This window comes from Pseudomonas sp. RIT288, assembly GCF_000631985.1.
In the GTDB taxonomy this organism is placed as follows: domain Bacteria; phylum Pseudomonadota; class Gammaproteobacteria; order Pseudomonadales; family Pseudomonadaceae; genus Aquipseudomonas.
In genome coordinates this window covers 226,888-245,552 of record NZ_JFYN01000005.1, presented here as the reverse complement: position 1 = coordinate 245,552, position 18,665 = coordinate 226,888, and the positions used below count along the sequence as shown (strand labels likewise).

Annotated in this window: 17 protein-coding genes and 1 other RNA gene; 6 read left to right on the top strand and 12 right to left on the bottom strand. The window is 57.0% G+C overall.

Annotation, left to right across the window (positions count from 1 at the left end; genetic code table 11):
* The first annotated feature begins 23 nt into the window (after nt 1–23).
* Complete coding sequence (locus BW33_RS07035) at nt 24–503, top strand: TIR domain-containing protein (RefSeq protein WP_047597970.1); 480 nt, start codon at nt 24–26, stop codon at nt 501–503.
* A complete protein-coding gene (locus BW33_RS07030; protein ID WP_047597969.1) occupies nt 503–1,366 on the top strand; it encodes a DUF4231 domain-containing protein in 864 nt (287 codons plus the stop codon). The genes BW33_RS07035 and BW33_RS07030 overlap by 1 nt, the downstream gene beginning before the upstream one ends.
* A gap of 72 nt (nt 1,367–1,438) precedes the next feature.
* On the opposite strand, the gene BW33_RS07025 is transcribed toward BW33_RS07030, so the two are convergent.
* From BW33_RS07025 to BW33_RS07005, 5 genes are all read right to left on the bottom strand, one after another.
* Nucleotides 1,439–1,906, bottom strand: a complete 468-nt coding sequence (locus BW33_RS07025; protein WP_047597967.1) for a TIR domain-containing protein — start codon at nt 1,904–1,906, stop codon at nt 1,439–1,441.
* Entirely contained in the window at nt 1,906–2,499 is a 594-nt protein-coding gene (locus BW33_RS07020) for a 7-cyano-7-deazaguanine synthase (RefSeq protein WP_047597966.1), read from the bottom strand. Before BW33_RS07020 ends, BW33_RS07025 begins: the two co-directional genes overlap by 1 nt.
* A complete protein-coding gene (locus BW33_RS07015) occupies nt 2,496–3,194 on the bottom strand; it encodes an 8-oxoguanine DNA glycosylase (protein ID WP_047597964.1) in 699 nt (232 codons plus the stop codon). The genes BW33_RS07020 and BW33_RS07015 overlap by 4 nt, the downstream gene beginning before the upstream one ends.
* Nucleotides 3,191–4,576 carry a TIR domain-containing protein gene (locus BW33_RS07010; RefSeq protein WP_047597962.1) on the bottom strand — a complete coding sequence of 462 codons (1,386 nt, stop codon included), beginning with the start codon at nt 4,574–4,576 and terminating at the stop codon, nt 3,191–3,193. Before BW33_RS07010 ends, BW33_RS07015 begins: the two co-directional genes overlap by 4 nt.
* A 68-nt stretch (nt 4,577–4,644) precedes the next feature.
* The gene (locus tag BW33_RS07005) at nt 4,645–5,715 is read right to left on the bottom strand and encodes a carbohydrate kinase family protein (RefSeq protein WP_236645201.1); all 1,071 of its coding nucleotides are present in this window, start codon (nt 5,713–5,715) and stop codon (nt 4,645–4,647) included.
* 1,710 nt (nt 5,716–7,425) lie between these two features.
* On the opposite strand from BW33_RS07005, the gene BW33_RS07000 reads away from it, so the two are divergent.
* From BW33_RS07000 to BW33_RS06985, 4 genes are read left to right on the top strand one after another with little or no spacing between them, the layout of a single operon-like run.
* Nucleotides 7,426–8,826: a YfjI family protein gene (locus BW33_RS07000; protein ID WP_047597959.1), complete on the top strand. Its 1,401-nt coding sequence runs from the start codon at nt 7,426–7,428 to the stop codon at nt 8,824–8,826.
* A complete protein-coding gene (locus BW33_RS06995) occupies nt 8,819–9,163 on the top strand; it encodes a hypothetical protein (protein WP_047597958.1) in 345 nt (114 codons plus the stop codon). The genes BW33_RS07000 and BW33_RS06995 overlap by 8 nt, the downstream gene beginning before the upstream one ends.
* On the top strand, nt 9,147–10,127 hold the full coding sequence (locus BW33_RS06990) for an integrase domain-containing protein (RefSeq protein ID WP_047597957.1): 981 nt from the start codon (nt 9,147–9,149) through the stop codon (nt 10,125–10,127). Before BW33_RS06995 ends, BW33_RS06990 begins: the two co-directional genes overlap by 17 nt.
* The gene (locus tag BW33_RS06985) at nt 10,124–10,393 is read left to right on the top strand and encodes a hypothetical protein (RefSeq protein WP_047597956.1); all 270 of its coding nucleotides are present in this window, start codon (nt 10,124–10,126) and stop codon (nt 10,391–10,393) included. Before BW33_RS06990 ends, BW33_RS06985 begins: the two co-directional genes overlap by 4 nt.
* A gap of 164 nt (nt 10,394–10,557) precedes the next feature.
* Here the strand turns inward: BW33_RS06985 and BW33_RS06980 are convergent, their stop codons facing one another.
* From BW33_RS06980 to BW33_RS06950, 7 genes are all read right to left on the bottom strand, one after another.
* Nucleotides 10,558–11,814 (bottom strand): integrase domain-containing protein, encoded by a 1,257-nt coding sequence (locus BW33_RS06980; RefSeq protein WP_047597955.1) that lies wholly within the window; start codon nt 11,812–11,814, stop codon nt 10,558–10,560.
* Between the two features lie 187 nt (nt 11,815–12,001).
* Nucleotides 12,002–12,391, bottom strand: a transfer-messenger RNA (tmRNA) gene (gene ssrA / locus BW33_RS28310).
* Nucleotides 12,392–12,487: 96 nt separating this feature from the next.
* Nucleotides 12,488–12,766, bottom strand: coding sequence for a hypothetical protein (locus BW33_RS06970; RefSeq protein ID WP_047597953.1), 279 nt, complete (start codon nt 12,764–12,766; stop codon nt 12,488–12,490).
* 129 nt (nt 12,767–12,895) lie between these two features.
* The gene (locus BW33_RS06965) at nt 12,896–15,706 is read right to left on the bottom strand and encodes an FAD-binding and (Fe-S)-binding domain-containing protein (RefSeq protein WP_047597951.1); all 2,811 of its coding nucleotides are present in this window, start codon (nt 15,704–15,706) and stop codon (nt 12,896–12,898) included.
* Nucleotides 15,703–16,374 carry a LutC/YkgG family protein gene (locus tag BW33_RS06960; RefSeq protein ID WP_047597950.1) on the bottom strand — a complete coding sequence of 224 codons (672 nt, stop codon included), beginning with the start codon at nt 16,372–16,374 and terminating at the stop codon, nt 15,703–15,705. The genes BW33_RS06965 and BW33_RS06960 overlap by 4 nt, the downstream gene beginning before the upstream one ends.
* The gene (locus BW33_RS06955) at nt 16,374–17,828 is read right to left on the bottom strand and encodes a LutB/LldF family L-lactate oxidation iron-sulfur protein (protein WP_047597948.1); all 1,455 of its coding nucleotides are present in this window, start codon (nt 17,826–17,828) and stop codon (nt 16,374–16,376) included. Before BW33_RS06955 ends, BW33_RS06960 begins: the two co-directional genes overlap by 1 nt.
* Nucleotides 17,825–18,649: a (Fe-S)-binding protein gene (locus BW33_RS06950; RefSeq protein ID WP_047597946.1), complete on the bottom strand. Its 825-nt coding sequence runs from the start codon at nt 18,647–18,649 to the stop codon at nt 17,825–17,827. The genes BW33_RS06955 and BW33_RS06950 overlap by 4 nt, the downstream gene beginning before the upstream one ends.
* Nucleotides 18,650–18,665: the final 16 nt, after the last annotated feature.

Genomic DNA, 18,665 nt, shown 5'->3' with positions numbered 1-18,665 from the left:
CTCAACATAATCAAGGAGAAGTAATGGGATTACCTAGAACATTTGTGGGTTTCAGCAGCACCGATCGGCACATGTACGAGCTGATGGGCGCATGGCGAAAGAACACCCATTTAGATTTCAATTTCGCCGATTGCCAGTTGAATATGGCCCTGGAGTCAGAGGATGAGGACTATATCAAACGGAAATGCCGAGAGCGCATCGACATGGCCGGCACCTTCATGCTTTTGATCGGCAGAGACACCCGATCAAAACACAAATATGTGCGTTGGGAAATTCAAGTTGCGATAGAGAAGGGGTGCAATCTGATCGGTGTCAACCTGGATGGAGGTCGCTACCTGAACGCAGACCTCTGTCCACCCGTCATGCAGGACGTCGGAGCAATCTTCGTTCCTTACTCGGCCGCTATCATTGCTCATGCGCTAGGGCACCCTACCAACAGCCAGCGCGGGAATTACCATTTCCCAGACAGCATTTACAAAAATCTCGGTTATGAGGCCGTTTGATGCAAAGCTCTGATTTCCCGGGTCTCTACCAAGCGGCCGACAAGCTCTCAGGGGATGCTCAGACGCATTTCCTAACCGCCCTGATTGTTAATCTGGTGTTATTGGTGGCAGCTGCGGTCGTGTCCGTTATCAATTATCCGCATTGGATCTCGGCTGCCATCCAAGCAGCGCTGCTCGCCGGGGCATTAGCCAGCTCCGTTTACCTAGCGGCCATGAGGCCGGAGCGGGTTTGGTACTCTGGACGTGCAGTCGCTGAGTCCATCAAGACGATAACGTGGCGCTACGTTTCTAGGGCAGAGCCTTTTCACGAGAGCGATGAGACTGCAAAGCAACACCTCTTAAAAAAGCTTACGCAGGTGGTACGGCAAAATCCGGGGGTATCGGACAAGCTGATCAGTCATTTATCGGCGCACCAACTTACAGCGGTGATGAAGCAGCTAAGGGCCGGTGACTTCGCTTCGCGACGTGATACGTATGTAGAGTTTCGTATCAACGATCAGTTGGATTGGTATTCGCGAAAGGCAAGATTTAACACCCGTGCGGCGAAGCATTTTTTCACTGCCCTGATCTTGGTGAACGCGGTCGCTTTCATCTGCGCGTTAATTAAGGTCGCCAACGTCCAGTACCAGTATTTTCCTACCGATGTGTTCATAGCTGTCGCAGCCAGCTTACTGACGTGGATGCAGGCGAAGCGCTTCACCGAACTCTCTGCCTCTTATGCTCTTACGGCGCATGAAATCACCCTCATCCGAGAGCAAGCGCAAGAGCTAGTCGCAGATGACGATTTGTCGAAATTTGTGGGCGACGCTGAGAATGCCTTTTCGCGGGAACATACCCAGTGGGAAGCGCGCAAGGACAACTGAACGGATGGATGCTTACGTTTTCAGGCTGTCCAGATAGACGTTAGCTGGCATATGTCCTCGCGCGTTCTTCGTCTACTTGAGCTCGTCAGCGAGTTTCGACCAGGCAACAGTCTTGATCCCATGGTCTGAGATCCACTTGGGTTCGGTTCCGTTGAACCGACTACCCGAGTGCACCGCCACCACTTTCTTTCCAAGCTCAAGGCTCTTCTCAACCTCCCATTTAACCCATTTACTCTGAGAAGTGTCGTCGGAGATATAGACAACAGTCACCGAGGCGCGGTTGATGCGTTCGGAAATTTTGCGCTTGATGTACTCGGCCTGAACGCTGTCGTAGGGCTCACGCACGGAGTGGTCGTTGAACTCGATATCATTATTGTCATTTTTCGCCTGAGCTCGTAGCAGATTGACCTCATTCATATCCTCAGTCGCGAAACTGATGAATACGTTGCGCTTGCCCTCGTTGAGCGCTGCTTTGGCTTTCTGCTCCAGCGATTTAACATCGCCGAGTCGGCTCCATCCACCTGAGCTGCTTCCGCCCATTACTGGTTTTCCTCAAATTTGAATTCGTTGCAGGCGATGCAGTTACCACATGCCTCTTCCTCACCCAGATGGCAGGAGTAGGTCTGCGTAATACCCTTTTCGGCTGCCAATACAACGACATCAGGTTTTGTGAACAGCGCCAGCGGGGCGAGTACCTTGATCTGTTTGCCCATGCAAAGACATATCATGCGCTCAGCCTCGGCCAGGAATCCAGAGGTCTGATCAGGGAATAAGCTAGTGCTTTCATGAAGCAGGCCTATTGAAATGGCATCTGCATTTTTCTGATGGGCATATGCAGCCGCAATCAGCAGGAAAAGCATATTTCGACCAGGTGTGAAGGCGTCTTCGATGATGTGGAGATTCGGATCCGTAAGCCCTGAACGTATCAATTTCCCGAACCCCGACAAATCGGCGATCTCGGGCTCGGGGAGGCCGAGTTTCTTCATGGCCAGCCTGCAGGCAGCTAGCTCCCTCTCACGTGCCCGCTGGCCGTAATCAACGAAGAGCGGATAAATTCGCAGGCCTTCTTCAATCGCCAGTTTTGCGACCAGTGTGGAGTCCAGGCCCCCGGAAACGAGTGTCACGATGCTCATACTAAAACAGCCTCCTGCTTGCGGTTCGCGACGCGCATGACGATCCATATTGCCCAATCGAGCAGCCCAACCGGACAGTCCATCTCCCGCGCGTGGTCGCGCAGTCGCTGTTCATGACGACCGTACTGGCTCAGCCCAGAAATGGACGTTTGAGCGCCTGAGTAAATGCCTTGTGCAGACATGTAATTGAGAACATGCCGATCCAGGATTGCCAAGTCATAAGTGACTCCGCAGTTGCGCAAGAACATGCTTGCTTGCTTAGGCCCAATGCCGCAGGCGTGAGCAACCAGCCATGCCCGTACGTCGTTAACGTCCCTGCTGATCAAGGCTTTCAGGGAGCCGCCAGTGCCTGCTACCGCAGCCCAAGTCGATGCCAGGTGACCGGCTTTGGCTTTGGGGAACCTGTAGCTGCGTTTTTTGCCTTCTACATCCAGAGGGGTACTCAGTACCTCAAACAAACGCTCGGCGAGGTCTTCCTGATTTCCTTCAGTTTTATGAAGAAATCCGCGCGCGTCGATTGCGTCTGCTGCCGCCATGGCGAGCGGGTAGGGTACCTGGCTGCTCAGGATGCAGCATGACAACTCCCACCAAAGGTGGTGTTCGTCTGACACTACACCTTCCTCAATGCGCAAGCGGATGTCAGGGCAGACCGCGGCTACCGCTCTAGACAGCGCCTCGGCGCTATAGCTGGTCATGGAAATATCTCCGGGAAGAGCTTTCTTAGCTCTTGGGCGTTAAACATTCGCACGATGCCTGTCGCGAAAAGTTCGGCGTCCTTAGTTGCAATCATGGAACGCATCATGTGCCCAAACTCTTCATAGTACTCGAGATTATACAGGGCGACCCGGCCCGCATACTCAATATCAGGGTTGGCGTCCACGATGTCGAGAAACGGTGTGCGGTCCCCAGAATTCTTGAAAAAGTCAAAATGTTGGAAGTGATGAAGGCGGCCCCGTCTGGGGTCGATGGAAAATCGGCACCATTCCAGCCCGTCAAAGGTGTCGGCTCCCGCAGCTACCAGCACTGCAATGCTCCATGGGTTTCCGGTGCCCAGCAGATGGATGGGCTGGTAGTAAGGCAGCTTGTCGAGTTCCGTCCTTACTCGTTTCATCGTTTTTGCCCGAAGCGCCAGACCTGCCCCCAGTTCCCTTTCAGCAATCGCGATAACCGGAGGGCGGAGCTGTTCGGAGACGCCTCGCACTATTTGAGGCAGGCGCGCTAAACCGGGTTCATCTTGCGACACATGGACGATGGGCAGTACAGGGGCCTGGGTATGCTTGGAATCTCGTCTGACTGCCCGAACAACCTCTTCAACTGCTTTGTCCGGATTCTTATTCGGCGTCATTTTATCAAAGCAAAACGCCCAGTCATGCGGTGTCCCCAGCAAAGCCTCCTTGAAGTGAGCGGGCGTCCAATCCTTGTCGTCCATGCGATCGGCTTCATAGTTCCCAGAATCAATCAGGACGAACCCACCTTGCCTGCGATAGGCCTGAATTTCCTTGACCATCTTTTTGCGCTCTTTGGATTTCACCAGATCGTATGCAGACACCAGGATTGACCCAGTGTTGTGTGCCTTCAATACGCTCAGTGCCGCGGCGGGTGTGAACTGGGTCTCATGAGATGAAACAGACATGAACACGTTCGGAATTGGCAACAGTCCGTTATGAACTGCCTCAAGCCGAGTCGGCGGGCATCGAGGTTTGACGACTTCGCCGATCTTCACCTGCAGCATTTTCACTGCTTCTGCATCTACGTCTCCTTGCCATGCGCGGAAATCAACGCTGCTGAAGTGTCCATACGGATAAGGCGGATCGCTGTCATCCAGAATCAATGGAATGACCTTTTTGCCGTATTTACCCGCAAGGCTGAGTTCCCCCTTCACGGCAGGTTTACTCGCGAAGGATGAATACAGCGCGATTACGCATCTCGTACTTTGAATGTTCTCTTTTATGACTGAGTCGAAATCGCCAACGATAAGGTCGTCCAACCAGACACTCCACGAGGACAAGAGGAGGTCTCGAATCTTCACCGCAGTGTCACGGTTTTCCTTGGCATAAATGATGTAAATGTCCGCCATGGGTTGGTCGGGCCTCACTGGTTACATTCCATTGCACAACCCTAGGGCGATGCCATTTATTGTTGTGATCAGCTCAAGGCTACGCTTTCACCTGCCGCCCAAGCTGCAAGGTAGATGGCTGATGCGAAGTCATCGGTTGTCTCAATATCCGTGCTCAGCGAGATTGTCGTATTTGATCGCTCGTGCAGCACGACGACAGGCCTTCCTTGCACCTGATGTTTCCGAATTCGAATCAACGCCTGTGGGGATAGGCCATCATCAATGACGAGCGTGGCATCCGCGCTCCAAGCGCCGGCTTCTTGCTCCGTTTCTGGGTTCATCACTTCCATTCCCAGTTCGCGCAAGGCAAAACGGGCTTCTTCCAGGGTGTAACGTTGGCCGATGGACTCGGTACTCCCCTCAATACAAATTCGTGCCCCCACTCTCGCAGCAACGGGGTGACGCTGAGAAAGGGAAAGAGGGTCAAACTTAAATGTGCGCGTTTCACAGTAAAGCGAGACTGACCGCGACGCTAAGTCAGCAGCTTGGGCGGCAGGCATTTTTCTTTCCGCCCAATACACCGCAAATACCGCACTGAAAATGTCTCCCGTACCGATTTTAAAAATCTTGCTTGAGCGGTAAGCCGGCACGTGGGAGACGTTTCCCGCGGCGTCATAGACCGACGCACCGCAAGCCCCTCTTTTAACAACAACCACCTGAGCGCCCGCCTTGTTTATCAGGCAAAGTGCGGCTTGATCAAGGTTGTACATGCCTGCAGCTTCACGGAGTTCAAGCTCGTTGAGCACCAGCGCTAATTCGTCCGCAGTCGAGCCATTTGCTGAAAACGGCTGTGGGTTACGCCATGTCTGTGGATCATAAACAGCACGGTCGGCTGTGACGATTGCATCGCCCTCCAAAAAACCGAATCGCAACACCGCTTCACCTGTCACTTGCAATGCCGGCAGGCGACTAAGGGCCTCTCGCGGCGGCTCGACGTGGGGAGAAGATAAAGGATGAAAATAGGCAAAGACGATCGACGAGGGACGGGCAACAGTGGTGGCAACCACCCCCCTGCTTTGAAGCGCCAGAATTGCAGCATCGTCGGCGGGGGAGGCGTAGGTATGAAATTCAGAGCCTGGTGATAGGTCGATCATGGCCATCGCCGCGCGGCCTCCCGAACCCATCGTGGCGTCCCAGAATGGTATATCGCATAACTCTCGGTAAAGACCGCCCACGATATGCATTCCTTGCCCTCGGTTAACCAATCATCCAGTCAGTGAGCTCCTATGTATCTAGCGATACCTTAGAGCGTCCATCACATAATTTACGGGGTAGCAATTCCCGCATCCTCGCTGAGCTTCCTGAACCACGCCGCACCTTTTACGAAGGTGCCATTTCAGCCCGGGCAGAATTTGGTGTTGTCGCTTGAGGCAACAGATAAACACCAGCGGTAGACGCTTCGCAATATTTTTCTTATTTGTTCGAGGTTACCATTCCGTACCTGAGAAAGATGATGCAATTCTTCGCTGACTCGGGAGCGTGTTCATCAACCGATCGGTGAGTTCGTTTCTATTCCGCCCGCTGAAGGCGGTCCCGGTATCTGAGCGCCCTGAGGCAATTAGTTACGCCCGATGATTGAGGACGGCGTGCGATGCGCTGAGTGTTGCTCGAAGGCTCATCATTACCTCTCTGGTTGGCGCTGGCGCAAAACCGAAAGCATCGTCGTCCAGTTGATCTGCGGGAAGCATTTGAAGCAGGTTTCAGACCCTGATCATGCAGCGTGAAGCCGTCACCTCGAAATCAACCAGCTTTGATGCTTGAGTCTGTAATTGACGTTTGGGACTTGCTTTTCACGCCAAACCCTCCAATCCAGCGATCTTTGATCGCGCCGATCGGAGGGTTCACTCGTTCTTTTTTGAACTATCTCGTTCCACCCTCTCACTTCGAATTTAATTATCGCGGCGCCGTCGTTTACCCCAGGGTTTCTTCACGATTATTGTCTCGCGCAGAGATGTTCCGAAATGTCAGAGCAGGAATAGAGAAGAGGCGACAGCGGCGACACCGGCGACAACCCGCGCAGAAAGGGGCCTGGAGCGTGGCGACAAAAATGGCGACAGTCGCCACTTTCTGAGCGCTTTGACTGTGATGCTTGACCGTCTTTTCGAGTGGGTATAACAATTGACGCACGGACCGCTGTCGTTGACAGCACCAGCCCAGGTAGCCAGAACCTTCAAGGCTACGCCACTTGCGTGGTGGTTATCTCAAAGTGCGATTAGCGTCCGGCGGCTCGCACGGTCACTCCCCAAGAGTGATGGATGCCTACTCGACTGATCTGTCCACTGCGGCAGACGATGGACCTACCTCGCTGCGTTGCAGCAACCTCACCTCTCGACGTGATTCGCTGCGCCAGACTGCGCCCGTCTCTTTTTTCTGGAAAGAGACGGGCACTCGTACCACTGCTGCAAGCCACGTCATACAGGGCATTGTCGCAACTCTCCTCGTGACAATCGGCCTGACAAATCCGATTCGTCGCCATCCGCAACGACACAGGCATCGGTGCCGCAGCCAATGGAAAGGCTGCACCTGACTGATAGTCAGGCATGCCCCAGGTATCCATGTCGTTGCCTTCTCCCACTCAGGATCTCCAGGTGCCGAACTCGTCAGTCGGCACAGCCTCCACCCGCCCGCATTTTCGGATGCGTCTAAGGAGGCCAGATTCATGGGTCATGCCCTTGCTCCCGGTCGTAAGGAGCCGTTCGTTCCGCGTCAGTGAACACCTCACAGGTCGCAGGGGCCTTGATCCCTGATAACACTCAACAGCCGTGGCGGGACTACGTGAGGACAACTAGCAATGAACGAGGAGAGGGCCCATGCAGCAGTTAGATCCGAAGCTTGAACTCCCACGGTCCCCCCGACCGTTAATCGAGGCGAAGCCTGTGGCTGAGCCCTATCCTGTCCAGGCACTGGGTGGAATTCTTGGGCCCGCGGTTGAGCGCATGGCCGAGGTCATCGGCGTGCCCCGGGCACTGGCCGCGCAATCGGTATTGTCCGCCTCGGCACTGGCCACCCAAGGTCATGCAGGCTTACAGCTCGACGGGAGAAACTATCCGCTGTCGCTGTACCTGATCACAGTGGCCGCATCTGGTGATCGCAAGACCGCAGCAGACCGATGTGCATTGCTGCCAGCACGGCAATGGGAGCGTGAGCAGTGGCAGCGCTATCGCGAACAACTTGTCCGTTACCGTGCCGCACAGCGACAGGCGCAGCGTATCAATCCTGCCGATCCCGCCCCCACAAAAAGCGCACCGCTCGAAGCGGAGCCTTCGGCCCCTCGGCTGATCACCACGGACCCGACTATCGAGGCCCTGATCAAAGGGCTCTGTCATGACTTGCCGAGCATGGGACTGTTCTGTGACGAGGGCGGACAATTCCTCGGTAGTAGCACCATGAGTCGGGATAACCGTTTGAAAGCGGTTACGACCTTGTCGTCACTCTGGGATGGCAGTCCGATAGATCGTGCGCGCTCCATGGTTGGTGAAAGCTTGCGAGCCTACGACCGACGCTTGAGCCTGCACCTAATGCTGCAACCGTACTTGGCTATGCAGTTACTCAGTGACCCGTTGCTGCAGGGGCAAGGGATTCTAGGGCGCTGCTTGGTGACCTGGCCCATTAGCCTGGCCGGACAACGCAGCTACCAGGCTGTCGATTTGTCCAAAGACGCCGCCCTAAAGCGCTATCATCACCGCCTTTCGGCTCTGTTTTATCAGCCGTGGTCACTTTCCGCTGACGGTGCCTTGCAGCTGTCAATGCTGAGCCTCAGTCAGCTGGCGCGTCGTCGCTGGATTGATTTGCATGATGCTATCGAAGCTCAGCTGGGGGAGTTTGGCGAACTGGCCAGCGTACGGCCCAGCGGATCAAAGGCCGCCGATAACCTGCTGCGCGTCGCTGGCATTCTTGCAGTTGTGGAGGAGAGCAGCGTCGTGGAGGTCGACCATATCCAACGGGCCTCCGCTTTAGTCGGCTACTACCTCACCGAGATCCAGCGCCTGACTGAGCAGGAGCCAGTGTGTCGAGTAAAAGAGGAGGCAGACCGGCTGCTGCGATGGCTACAGGTCAAAGATTGGAAGCGTTTCAGTATTCGTGAATTGAATCGCAACGGTCCCCGCTTTGCCCGCAAGAGCAGTCGTCATGCCGCCAAGCTGCTGGTCGAGTTGATTGATCATCAGTGGTTGATCACCGATGGCCACACCTTCGAGGTGCGCCATGTTTAATCTTGATGAAGCGCTGCGCAACCATCTGGCTCAGCGTCAAAAGGAGCCCAAAGCGCGATTTGTCGCCGCTACTGTCGCCACTTTGTCGCCACGCTCAAACCCAGGCAGGACAAGGGTTGTCGCCGCTGTCGCCACCACCCATAAAGCTATCGCCTCTACGACAGCCATTATTCAATGGTTGAAAGAGGAGGGTGCGCATCTTTACGTCACCGACAACACGCTGTGTTTTCGCCCGACTGATTGGGCTCAGTTCGCGATTGTAAGTGCGCACTGGCGAGCCCTTTTGCATGATCTCGCGGCAGTTGATCAGGAACAGAAAAATGGCTCGGGTCGGTAAGCGAGCGGGGCGCAATTTCGGCTTCGGTCGCCAGCTTAGCTATGCTGGACCGCAAGCACTGAAAGACCTGTTCGGCGACGGCCATTTTGCTACCGTCAAAGCCCATAGTGATCGCTGGCAGGCGTTCGTGCATTGGTGTCGCTCCGATGAAGGACCGAGGGTCAACGACGCGCGCCAGATAGACCGCGAGATCCTCATGCGGTACGCCGTCCACGTGCGGGAGCAGGTTGATCAGGGCAACGTCGGCATTGCCACCGCGCAGAACCGACTGTCCAGCGTGAACCGAACGATGGCCGCGCTACGCGGTGATCAGTACGTCAAAATCCCGAGTCCGAGTAAGGCGCTGGGCTTGCAGCGCTCAAGCGTGCGTAGTGAGGCTCCGCAAGGCCAAGAACGTGCGCAGGTCGAGTTGATCGCGCGGGCGCTGTCAGATCGTCAGCAATCGAGGGTGAGTGCCATTGTGCTCCTCGCCCGTGAGACTGGTATGCGCCTGCGCGAAGCGATTCTGGCCGATCTGCCCCGACTGCAACGTGAGGTTCGGCAACTGGGCAAGATCAACATCCAGGATGGCACCAAAGGTGGTCGATCAGGGGCCTCGGCACCGCGCTGGATTACGGCAACGGATCAAGTTCGCGATGCCCTGGATTGGGCCAGCGCGACCTCACCCAATGGCAGCCGGAATTTGTTGGCGCCCGACGAAAGCTATAAAGACTTTATGCAGGCAGTTGTGCGACCGGCACGGGACATCCTGCATGAGTATGGATTGAAAGGTTTTCATGAGCTGCGGGCGGCCTACGCCTGTGAGCGCTATGAGCAACTAATCGGCTTTCCTGCACCCGTTAATGGTGGTCGTGTTCATCAAGAGGATCGAGCACTTGATCAGCGAGCCCGTAAGCAGATCAGCCACGAGTTGGGACATAACCGCATCGATGTGGTGAGTGCCTACATCGGATGCCGCCGATGACGGCCGAGTTCGACATAGCGTTGTTCCTGCGCCCCGTGCTCAAAGGTGCACATGCCACGCAGCAGCGGCACATCAGGCAAGCAGAAAGGATGCACGAGGTGATTCGTGAACGCTGGGGTTGCGCGACTCCCTGGTTCTGGAGAGAAAAGCACGTGAGATGGTTTCTGGAGCACTATTTGCGATGCTCAGCTCCAGTTACCATCTACTACTACGAGTTAACAGCAGGGTTGATCCGCCGTAGAAAGGCAAAAGTCGTGGTTGCCTGATCGACCTTTAAGCGTGAGCCCCTGAGTATGGGAATGCGGAGCCTTCCCATACTCAGGGGCTTGGCTGAACAAGCGCAGACATACCAGAGATTTAGCGACAGTCGTCATTTCTGTCGCCATGCGGCACTACACGGACTGTCGGCGGTATCGTTAACCTTGGATGCTCAGCGGATCGGCACTACGTTGCGGTCCCTGGTTTGATTGATGGCTGATGCTGACAGGCTGCCGGTGGCTGCTTTCTGGATATGTTCACTCCACCAAGCCATCATCGGACGCCGGCGTTCGATGTAATCCGCCCGGTTGTAGGCGCTTCGAACTTCGTCTTTATCAACATGCGCCAGCGCGACTTCGATTAGCTCCGGATCCCACCCATGCTCGTTTAGGATTGTGCTGGCCATGGAGCGCATGCCGTGGCTGACCAAGCGGTCCTGAAAACCCATTCGTTTCAACGCCATGTTGGCGGTCTGGCTATTCGCGTGGGTGCGCGGATTTCTATCCGACGGGAACACATATTCCCTGTGGCCGCTATGGGGTTTAAGCGTCTCCAATAATGAGAGTGCATGTTCGGTCAACGGGATTGTATGCGGACGCCGCTTTTTCATGCGCTCCGGAGGGATGGTCCAGATGCGTTTGTCGAAGTCGATGTCTGCCCATCGAGTGGTGGCCGCCTCGGCGGGGCGGGTCATGGTATGAAGTTGCCATTCGATCAGGCAGCGGGTCGTCCGCTTGATACTGGCGTTCGCGATTTCCATCATGAGCTCCGGAAGCTCATCAGGTGGCAGCGCGGCCATATTTTCTTTCTTGGGCTTCTTAAATACCGCTCGAATGCCGCTGAGAGGGTTGGCAAAGATCATTCCGGAGTTGACCCCGTAGGTCATGATCTCGTTAAGGCGCTGGCTCACTCGCTTAACCGTCTCGAGGCTGCCTTTGGCCTCAATCGGACGAAGCAGCTTGATGACCATCGGGGCGTTCACTTCCGATAACGGCGTTGATTTCATGCTTGGAAAAACATGTAGTGTGAGCGAGCGCCAGATGTCTTCGGCATACGCCGGGGTGACGGAATCCTTCTTCAATTCGAACCACGCGGTGGCTACGTTCTCGAACGTATGTTCCGTTTCCGCTCGTTTGGCTTCCTGCAGTTCATTACGCTGAGCTTTGGGGTCAATGCCCTGTGCAAGCAGCTCTCTGGCCTCAACGGTTTTCTTCCTGGCTTGCGCAAGAGAAACCTCGGGATAGGAGCCGAGTGCCATGTTGATTCGGTTCTTGGTTACTGGATGCCGGTAGTTGAAATTCCACTGCATCGAGCGATTGACCCTGACTCGCAGCTGGAGCCCGTCGCCATCGGTGAGGACGTAATCCTTGTCTTTCGGTTTGACCGCCTTGAGCTGGCGGTCGGAGAGGCGGGTGGTTTGAGCGCACATGAGAAGTACTCCATGACACCTTTTGGTATTCCCAAGATTAGCGCCGGGTAGCCGGGAATACCATTGGGAATACCAAATCGCCTGGAACTCAAAAAACCTCGAAAGCCCCCAATAGCCCTGAAACTCCCGCATTTACTGGATTTCAGGCACAAAAAAAGACGTCCGTGGACGTCTTTAGATGATGAAGTGGTGGAGCCGGGGGGATTTGAACCCCCGTCCGCCAGTGCTCCGCTGTCGGTACTACATGCGTAGCCGTGTCTATTAAGTTAACCCTCAGCGACCCGACGGGCAGGGTGCTTTGGGCGAGTTGTGTAAGTTTTAGCCGCTTCGTCCACAACGTACTGCACGGCGATTCTGTTCTATATGACAATCATTTCGGGTTTACAGACATCCCCTGATGATTGCTGGGCCCGAAGGCGCCAGGAGTGCATGTCAGCTGCAATTAAGCAGCGAGAGCAGCACCGTATTGGTCGTCATTGGCAACTATAAGAAGTTGCAACAGTGGATTTACGACTTCTGTTACCAAGTCGGCATGCACCTAAAGTTTCGTCACCGGCGTCGAATCCTAATCGGCCCCGAACTCATTGCCTCGTAAATCAGGTGAGGCAACAAGCCTGCGCAGTGTACGCCAAACGACCCCCGAGGCCAACCCGAAGGTTGGCCGGGGCGTGAATCAGTTGTTGGTACCGGTTGATTTGCGCAGTTCCACGATGGTTTGCGAGGTTTCCGCGACACAGTCGTCAATCTTGCCCTCGGCTTTCAGCGCCTGTGCCTTGCTGACGCTGGCTTCAGCACGCTGGCTCAGTTCCGGCGACGATGACAGCTGGCCCTTGGCATTGTTGATGGTTTGGATATTGGCATCGCACAGGTCGGCAGGCTTGTCGGCGGCGAACGAGGTGGAGGCCATCATCGAGGCAGTAACGAACAGACCTAACAGTACAGAACGTTTCATGTGTATCTCCTTGAACTGAGGGATCCAGACTGCGCTGGCCGTCAGGACGGGCAACCGAGTGGAAGAAAAACCCCGATTTTCGGGGTCTGTTCTGTGGACTACGGTCGCACGCAAGGGTTCTATTTTTCTTCAGCAGGCCTTGGCCCGGGTCACCCGATCCACCAGATAGACCAGTCCGTGATAGTCGATGCCGCCGTGTTGCGTCAGGCCGATCTCACAGGTGCGGCTGGTGGAAATGCCTTCGCTGCAATGCTGCACCGTGTCCTTGAGCGTGCGCAGTGAATGGCTGTTCAACTCCGGGGTGGTGAAGCCCTTGTCACCGGCAAACCCGCAGCAATGAATGCCTTCCGGGATTACCACGGTTTTACTGCATTTGCGCGCCAGATCGATCAGCGCCTGGCTCTCGCCCAGATGCTGCGTGCTGCAGGTCACGTGAACCGCAATCGGTGCCTCTTGCGGGGTGAACTCCAGTCGATCGAGAAGATGCGTACGAATGAAGCGCACCGGGTCATACAGATCCAGGCGCACATTTCCCACGTCTTGCACCAGGCGCAAGGTGCAGGGGCTAGTGTCGCAATAGATCGGATCGAGTCCACCGCGACTGGCATGGAGGAGGGCGCTGATCAGTTCCTGACGCTTGTGTTCGGCTTGTTCGGCATAGCCTTTGGAAGCGAAAGGCTGACCGCAGCAGAGGTTGTCCTGATTGTCCGGGAACACCACTTGGTAACCGGCCTTTTCCAGCAGGCCACGGGTTTTGTCGTAGAGCGACATCTGCTCCTTGTCACCGGCTGCCGGGCCCATTACCCGTGAAACGCAGGCCGCCAGATACACCACGCGCGGACGTTCGTCGGACACGCTCGGGCTGAAGCGAATGGCTTTTTCCGGTTGCGGCATCGCGTGGGTCCATAGCGGCACCTGGCCTTTGGACAAACGTGTCAGGGTCGCCGAAAGCTTCGCCAGACGCGGTGCGCCGAGCAGCATCCGTGCGCCGTTGGCCACGTGCAGGGTGAAGCGTGCGCCTTGCAGGGTCTTGGCGAAATTTCCTTCGATCCAGTCAGCGGTTTTCTGATGCGTGGCGTTACGGGCGCGGAGCTTTTTCACCAGTTCGCCGGTATTGATGCCTACGGGGCAACGCTGAGCGCACAAGCCTGTCGCGGCGCAGGTTTCGATGCCTTGGTACTCGTAGGCTTGTTCCAGTTCGGTGGTGTCAACGCGGGCGCGTTTTTTCGCCTGAATATCACGCCAGATCACGATGCGCTGGCGTGGGCTGAGGGTCAGGCCTTTCGACGGGCAGACCGGTTCGCAGAAGCCGCACTCGATGCATTTATCGACAATCTCGTCAGCCGCTGGCAGCGGCTTGAGGTGCTTGAGGTGGATCTGTGGATCTTCGCTGAGCACCACGTCGGGGTTGAGGATGCCGTTGGGATCGAGCAGGCGTTTGAGCTGCCACATCAACTGATACGCATCGCTGCCCCATTCCAGCTCAACGAACGGTGCCATGTTGCGCCCGGTGCCGTGTTCAGCCTTCAGCGAACCGCCGAATTCCACCGCCACCAGTTGCGCCACGTCGTCCATGAACGCTTGATAGCGTGCGATTTCTTCCGGACTGTTGAAGCCTTGGGTGAAGACGAAGTGCAGATTGCCTTCCAGTGCGTGTCCGAAAAGGATCGCTTCGTCGTAGGCATGTTTGTCGAACAGCTCGATCAGGCGATTGACGCCGATAGCCAGTTGTTCGACCGGGAAGGTCACGTCTTCGATGATCACCGTGGTGCCGGTTTTACGCACGGCGCCGACAGCGGGGAAGGTGTCCTTGCGGATCGCCCAGAGCCTGGCGTTCTCGGCCGGGTCTTCAGTGAAATCGACCTGCTTCTCCACCGGGAAACGGGTCAGCGAAGCCATGATCTGCGCCAGTTGTTCCTGCAGCAAAGAGGACGAGGCGGCGCGGGATTCGATCAGCAGCGCGCAGGCATTATTCGACAGCTGCTGTACGAAATCCGGCATGCCCGGTTTGTCCTGCACCGAGCGCAGGCTGCGCCGATCGAGCAATTCCACCGCCGACACCGGTTGGCTTTTCAGCACGGTGACTGCGTTGCAGCAGGTTTCCACATCCGGGAACACAATCAGAGCCGAGGCCTTGTTCGGGTGATCGATCACCGTGTCGTAGGTCACCGCGCTGATGAAGCCGAGGGTGCCTTCGGAGCCGACCAGCAGGTGGCTCAAGATATCCACAGGCTCGTCGAAATCCACCAGCGCGTTGAGTGACAGGCCGGTGGTATTTTTCAGACGGTATTTGTGGCGGATTCTCGCAGCCAGTTCGGCATTGGCGCGAGTCTCACGGCCCAATGTCGCCAGGCGCTCCAGCAGATCACCGTGGCTGGCGCGAAACGCGGCGACACTGGCGGCGTCTTCGGTGTCGAGACGGGTGCCGTCGGCGAGTACCAGGCGAATTCCGGCCAGAGTGTGATAGGTATTTTGCGCGGTGCCGCAACACATGCCGCTGGCGTTGTTGGCGACGATGCCGCCGATCTTGCAGGCGTTGATCGACGCCGGATCCGGGCCGATCTTGCGCCCGAACGGTGCCAGCCACGCGTTGGCTTGCGCGCCGATCACGCCCGGCTGCAGACGGATTTGCAGGCCTTGATCACGAATCTCGCGAGCGTTCCAGTTATCCCCAAGCACAATCAGCACTGAATCGCTGATTGCCTGCCCGGAAAGGCTGGTGCCGGCGGCGCGGAAGGTCACCGGGACTTGATCACGCTGGGCCAGTTTCAGCAGCGCCACCACTTCGTCTTCGGACTCGACGCTGATCACCAGTTTGGGAATCAGCCGATAAAAACTGGCGTCGGTGCCGAAGGCCAATGTCGACAGTGGATCGTCGAAACGGCGCTCCGCTGGAATCAGTTGCTGCGCATCGCGCAGGAAGTTCACCGGAAGCGTCATTGGTCCTCCAGGATCAGTACCACCAGATCTTTCGGGCCGTGGGCGCCGTAAGCCAGCACTTGTTCGATGTCGGCGGTTTTCGACGGGCCGGACACCAGTAGCGCATTGGTCGGCATACCATGGGCCCACTCGAATTCCTGTTGCACCTGATAGAAGTTGTCGCGGATTTCACTGCCCTTGAGCAGGGCGAAATGCACGGGCGGCACCAGGCTCATCAATCGCGGCTCTTCACGAGTGGGCCAGAGAATCAGGCTGCCAGTGGCGGCGATCGCACCGAGCGTGCCAGTGAGGCTGGCCGGGGTGTCGTTGAACAGCTCGGCTTTCCATTCTTCCATCGGCCGGTTGTAGGATTTCAGCGTCGGCAGATCAGGATTGTTCGCCCAGTGCTGTGTGATGCGCAGTCCGTGGGGCGTAGTCGGTGCGATCAGCAGGCTTGGCAGTTGGCGATCACGCAGCAATTGCGCGAGCAGCGCCGGCCAGTCTGCGCCGGTAGTCAGATGGATCTCGGTGTGCACCGCTTCCATCAGTTTGCGCAGTTGCGGAATGCGTTGCTCGGCGCTGTAGGTGTAAGGCTGGGTCACCAGATCGACGTCGAAGTCGTCGGCAATCGGTGTGGCGCCAGTCAGACTTTTCCGCAGCTTGGCGAGGATATTTTGCTTGGCGCTCATCAGCGGTCTCCCTGTTTGGCCAGGTGCTCACGGGCCATGTCGTGCAGTGAGCGGGCGGCGGGTTTCGGTGCGCTGTGGTTTTGCGTCCATGGCCCGACATTGCTCGGGGTCAGGGCGCGCAGGCGCGTGGCGAAGAAGCCGAACAACCGATACAGCGTCGGCGAGCTGTTGAGTTTCGCCCAGGCGTTCCAGATGAAGCGTTCCTTGCGCGAGTACTTGCTGCCCTGACCGCGCATCACTTGATTTGGACTGTCCGGGGCTTTGACGTTTTCTTCGCGCAGACGGCGCAGCAGGGCAGGGATCGGAATTTTCACCGGGCACACTTCACCGCAGGCACCGCACAACGACGAAGCGCTCGGGTGATCCGGGACTTTCGCCAGGCCGACCATGTGTGGGGTGATGATTTTGCCGATCGGTCCCGGGTACACCTCGCCATAGGTGTGACCACCGACGCGGGTGTAAACCGGGCAATGGTTCATGCAGGCACCGCAGCGGATGCAGTTCAGGGTCTGGCGCAGTTCGCTGTCGGCGAAGGCCTGGCTGCGACCGTTATCGAGCAGCACCAGATGCACTTCCTGCGGGCCGTCGAGTTCATGTTCCTTGCGCGGGCCGGAGATCATGTTGACGTAGGTGGTGATCGGAATGCCCAGCGCCGAGCGGGTCAGCAGCGACAGCAGTGGCACCACGTCGCGCAGGTTTTCCACAACCTTTTCGATGCCGGTGACGGCGATGTGCACCGGTGGCACGGTGGTGGTCATACGCCCGTTACCTTCGTTCTCCACCAGCAGCAAGGTGCCGGTTTCGGCCACGGCGAAGTTGACGCCGGAAACGCCGATGTCCGCTTCGAAGAATTTCTGCCGCAGGACTCTGCGACCGATCTGAATGAGTTGGTCAACGTCCTTGGTGTACTCCACGCCAAGTTTGTCGTGGAACAAGGACGCGACCTGACCGGCATTCTTGTGGATCGCCGGCATAATGATGTGTGAAGGCTTCTCGTGGTCGAGCTGGACGATGTATTCCCCCATGTCGGACTCCAGGCATTCAACACCTTGAGCCTCGAGGAAATGGTTCATCTCCATCTCTTCGCTGACCATCGATTTGCCCTTGATCACTTGCCGCGCCTCGTGAGCGCGGATGATCGAAAGGACGATGCCGTTGGCCTCGTCCACCGTTTCCGCCCAGTGCACTGTCACACCGTTGCGGGTCAGGTTCTTTTCCAGTTGCTCGAGCAGGTCGGGCAACTTGGAGAGCGCACGCGCCCTGATCGAGTTGCCCAGGGCGCGCAAGTGTTCTCTTTCGTGGGCATCGCTGAAAGCCGCTGCCCGTTTGGTCATCAGTGAATCCATCGCAGTGCGGAAGTTGTTCCGTAACTGCTGATCACCCAAGGCGTTGTGCGCCCGGGTGCGGAAATCCTCTTCTACGGCGACCGTAGGAATAATCGCGGAGGTGCTCATTGCGCACCTCCGGTTCGTTGCCAGAGGAAGCTCGCCAGGTGTTGCCCGCGCAGTGCTTCCTGCTGTTTTTCCAGCGAGCCGTTGATGTTCATCAAACAGCCGCAGTCGGCACTCAAGACCTTGTGCGCGCCGGATTCCTTCAACGCCCGGGTCTTGTCAGCCACCATCGCGCCGGAAATGTCTGGCATACGGACGCTGAATGTCCCACCGAAGCCACAGCATTCGCTTTCGTGGTCGTGGTTGACCCGTTCCACGTTGCTCAACTGCGCCAACAACTCGCGACCGTGCAGGTGGGTGTTCATCTCGCGGCGTGCCGAACACGAGGTGTGCAGCGCGACTTTGACCGGCTCGCCGCTGTCCTTGAGCTGCACCTTGCAAACGAACAGCAGAAACTCGGCCAGCTCATAGGTGCGGGCCGCGAGGGCCTGCACCTGTTTCAACGTTTGCGGCTCGTCCTTGAACAAGTCGGCATAGTGCTCGCGCAGCATGCCCGCGCAGGAACCCGACGGCACCACCACCGGATAATCCCCGGCAAACAGCGCCAGTTGCGAGCGCGCTACCGTCCGCGCCTGCTCGGTGTAACCCGAGGTGTAGGCCGGTTGCCCGCAGCAGCTCTGCCCTTGCGGGTACTCGACGCGGATGCCTTCGCGCTCCAGCAAGTGGATCGCGTCCATCCCGGCTTCGGGATAGAACAGGTCGACCACGCAGGTGCCGAACAGGTAGACCCGAGACGGTTTTTCGCTGGGGTATTGCCGAGGTTCTGGCAGTGGCGGTGCGACGCGAGTGGCGTTGGGCACAGCATTGTAGAAAAGCTCGCTCATCAGGCGTGTCTCCGGG